The following is a 3,567-nucleotide window of genomic DNA, read 5'->3' as shown; positions in this document are numbered from 1 at the left end:
GGTAGCGCGTGGTCATCGAGCGGGGAGAGGCCGCAAGGTCGCAGCTCCTCCGCCCGTGGGCCGCAGCTCGCGGAAGCACTCGGCAGGCCCCCGCACCCCCGTGTCGGGGGCCTGTCCGTACTTCCCCATACGCTCCGGTCCGCCTCCGCGTTCAACCAAGTCCGGCAAAGCCCGCCGGATTCCGCGAGAGCCGTCACCGCGTCCGGCGACCCGCCCGCCTCAGCCTCCGCACAAGGATCCCGACGCCTCATGCCCCGCGGCCGATATTCGCTCCACGATCCACACGATCACACCCCCCTCGGCGAAGAACACTTCCAGTGCGCGCCCGGCCCCTCCGGCTGGCGCTATGTTTCCCAGATCACCACTCCTTCCGGCGAGCACGCCGGCTCAGTCGATCTGACCATCGACGACCTCGGCCGCCCCCTTCGTCTCGAACTGCATGCGGCGAGCTGGCAGGTCCGAGGCGCCGCCCTCGACGGCGTCACCTGGGTCCGTACCGACCCCACCGGGACTCAGGCCACCGAAGGCAATGTCCGCGCCCACGCCTTCACCGGCACGTCCCCGGCATTCCTCGTCGCAACAGCACGCCTGCTGCGCCTCACCCCCGATTCCCCCGCGACACGCGTCCGCCTCGTCGCGTTCACGGATCCCGTCCTCGCTCCCCGTACTCTCGACCAGTCCTGGGCCCTGATGAACAGTGAAGCGCACGCCACTGACAACGCCCCCCTGACCGTGCACGAATACCAGGTCAGCGCCCTGGACACGGGTGAGCAGCACACCGTGCACATCGCCGGGGACGTGGTCCTCGCGGCGCCCGGCATCGAGCTCGAAGACCTTGAGACCCCGCCCTCGGTGTTCCCCTGAGCCCTCTGTCTTCCTCCGGTCCCTCGGCGTACCCGGCGAGCACGCACTCCGCCCCCGCCCGGCCCCTCGCCCACCACCGGTCCGGGCGTGCACCCGCCGGACACATACCGCTGCCGGACGGCTGCCGCGCACGTATCCCATGCCGCTGTTCTCCGCCCGGAGAACGGGACGTCTGGTCAGGCAGGCGGCGCGAACCCTGTCGCGGGCCCGGAGCGCCCCGCCCCGTCCGATTTCCCGTCCTGTGCCACCGGCTGCACGGCCGACACCCGCGTCGGCCCCTGCACCGCTCCCTGGGACACGGCCCCCGGCGAGGTTGCCTCAAGGGCCCAGCCCGCCCCATGAGCACCGGCAGCCTCGCTCCGCACACCAGCGCCCCCGCCTGTGCCCCCGTACCCACCGAGCCGGCCGCCCGCACTGCCGTACACACCGCCCGGCGCACCCAGACCGCCACCGAGCCCGGCCCCCGCACCCGGATGCGTCCCGGGATGCGTTCCGAACGCCCGGCGCGCGTCCCGCGCCTGCCGCTCACCCACCACGGCGGCCAGAAACGCCGCCGGCGGCACACCTTGCGGTGCCGGAGCCCCCGTGCGCCCCGCCAGCTCACCGGCCAGGCGTCCCGCCATCAGCGCGCTGACACCGGGTTCCAGCTGCGTCATCCGCGTCAGGTACTGGCGTATCGCCAGCCACAGATCGTCCGGCACCCCGGAAAGGTCCAGCTCGGCGAACCGTCCCACGAGCCACGGAGGCGGCGGCGGTACGGCGTCCCGGGCCGCGGGCACCCGCTCCCGTACGACCAGGGTTCCCGCGAACACATCGCCGATCCGCCGCCCCCGCGCCGACACCAGCGAGGCGATGCAGGCGACGACCCCGAACGTCATCAGGATCTCCACCAGGCCCATCGCCCCCCGGACCAGCGCGTGCCGGAAGCGGATCGGCCCCCCGTCGTCGCGTACCACCCGCAGTCCGCAGGCCAGCTTTCCGAGCGAGCGTCCACGGCTGAGGGTCTCCACGGCTATCGGCGCCCCCACGAGGACCAGCAGGAACGTCGCGATCGACACCGCCATGACAGCCGCGTCGTCCAGCGAGGCAGTCGCCAGAGTGAGCGCCACGGATATAGCGACATACGCGGTCAATACGACCACCAGGTCGATCGCCACCGCGAGTGCACGACTCGGCAGCTTCGCCGGTTGCAGTCCCAGTACGACCGCGTCCCCGGTCACCAGCGCACTCATCGTTGCCGCCCTCCACGTTGCCCTTCTCCACCCCGTGCGCACTCAGTCTGCCAAGCTGGCTCGCAACGCGCCGCAGTAGTACGAACGTACGCACCCAGTGCCTGGAGCAGCAGACGACATGGACCTCGATGTCTTCGTGACCGCCCACCGTGCAGAGTGGGACCGCCTGGACCAGCTCCTGCGCCGGGGCCGCCGTCTCACCGGAGCCGAGGCCGACGAACTCGTCGCCCTCTACCAGCGCACCTCCACCCACCTCTCCCTGATCCAGTCGAGCGCCCCCGACCCGCTTCTGACCGGCAGGCTCACCCAGCTCGTCGCACGGGCCCGCTCCACGGTCACGGGCACCCGCCGCGCCACCTGGCGCGACGCGGTCCGGTTCCTCACGGAGGGCTTCCCGGCAGCCGTCTACCAGTCGCGCCACTGGTGGATACCGACGGCCGTCCTCTCCACTCTCGTCGCGGCCGTCATCGGCTGGTGGATCGGCGCGAACCCGGAGGTCCAGTCGGCCATAGCCGCGCCCTCCGAACTGCGGGAGATGACCCGCCCCGGTGGCCAGTACGAGACGTATTACTCCAGCAACCCCGCGGCCTCCTTCGCGGCCCAGGTCTGGACGAACAACGCCCAGGCCGCCGCCCTCTGCCTCACCCTCGGTGCCTTTCTGTGCCTCCCGGTGATCTGGATCCTCCTCCTCAATATGTTCAATCTCGGCGTGGGCATCGGTCTCATGTCCTCCGCCGGTCGTCTCGATGTGTTCCTCGGCCTGGTCCTCCCGCACGGCCTCCTTGAACTGACAGCCGTCTTCGTCGCCGCCGGCACAGGCCTCCGTCTCGGCTGGACACTGATCGACCCCGGCCCTCTCTCCCGCCGCACAGCCCTCGCCCAGCAGGGCCGCGCCGCCCTCGGCATGGCCATCGGCCTGGCCCTGGTCCTCTTCATCTCCGGCATCATCGAAGGCTTCGTCACCCCCTCCGGCCTGCCCACGTGGGCCCGTATCGCCATCGGCATCGCGGCCGAGCTGGCGTTCCTTGTGTACGTATACGTCCTGGGCGGCCGAGCGGCCCGGGCCGGCCACACCGGCGACCTGGACGAACTCGAGCGCAGCGCCAAGCTGCCGGCCGCAGCCTGATGTGCGTCCTGTGCCTCTGACCTGCTAATGTCCTCTTCTGCCCACCAAACCGTTGACACGGCTGACGTGGGGAGGTAGGTTTTAACGGTTGCCCCGGACTGGACATGGTCACGGGCAACCGATAGCGTCTCTCTCGCTCTCAACGGGGACTGAGCTTCCCGCAGAGCCACATCGACCTCTTATCCGGATCGCGAAGGCTGGTTCGCTCAGCCAAAAAGCTTCTGATAATGTCGGCACCGCCGAAAGGCGAAAAGGCTTATCCAATCAGCCGCCTGATCGAATTCGAAGTCCGGAAACGGAATGCGGAAAAGGTCTGGTAAGGTTGGAAACGCAAGACCGAAGGGA

3 protein-coding genes are annotated in these 3,567 nt (G+C 69.9%); 2 read left to right on the top strand and 1 reads right to left on the bottom strand.

The window, feature by feature from the left end; all coding sequences use genetic code 11:
• Positions 1-249 precede the first annotated feature (249 nt).
• Positions 250-864, top strand: a complete 615-nt coding sequence (locus ACIBCM_RS29525) for a hypothetical protein (protein WP_399248469.1) — start codon at positions 250-252, stop codon at positions 862-864.
• A 176-nt stretch (positions 865-1,040) separates the two neighbouring features.
• Here ACIBCM_RS29525 and ACIBCM_RS29520 read toward each other — a convergent pair whose 3' ends face one another.
• On the bottom strand, positions 1,041-2,096 hold the full coding sequence (locus tag ACIBCM_RS29520; protein WP_399248467.1) for an RDD family protein: 1,056 nt from the start codon (positions 2,094-2,096) through the stop codon (positions 1,041-1,043).
• A gap of 118 nt (positions 2,097-2,214) precedes the next feature.
• Between ACIBCM_RS29520 and ACIBCM_RS29515 the strand changes: the two genes are divergently transcribed.
• A complete protein-coding gene (locus ACIBCM_RS29515; protein ID WP_399248634.1) occupies positions 2,215-3,222 on the top strand; it encodes a stage II sporulation protein M in 1,008 nt (335 codons plus the stop codon).
• Positions 3,223-3,567: the final 345 nt, after the last annotated feature.

Source organism: Streptomyces sp. NPDC051018 (genome assembly GCF_044456085.1).
Lineage (GTDB): Bacteria > Actinomycetota > Actinomycetes > Streptomycetales > Streptomycetaceae > Streptomyces.
The sequence above is the reverse complement of the archived record's forward strand: the minus strand, read 5'-3'. Positions and strand labels throughout refer to the sequence as shown.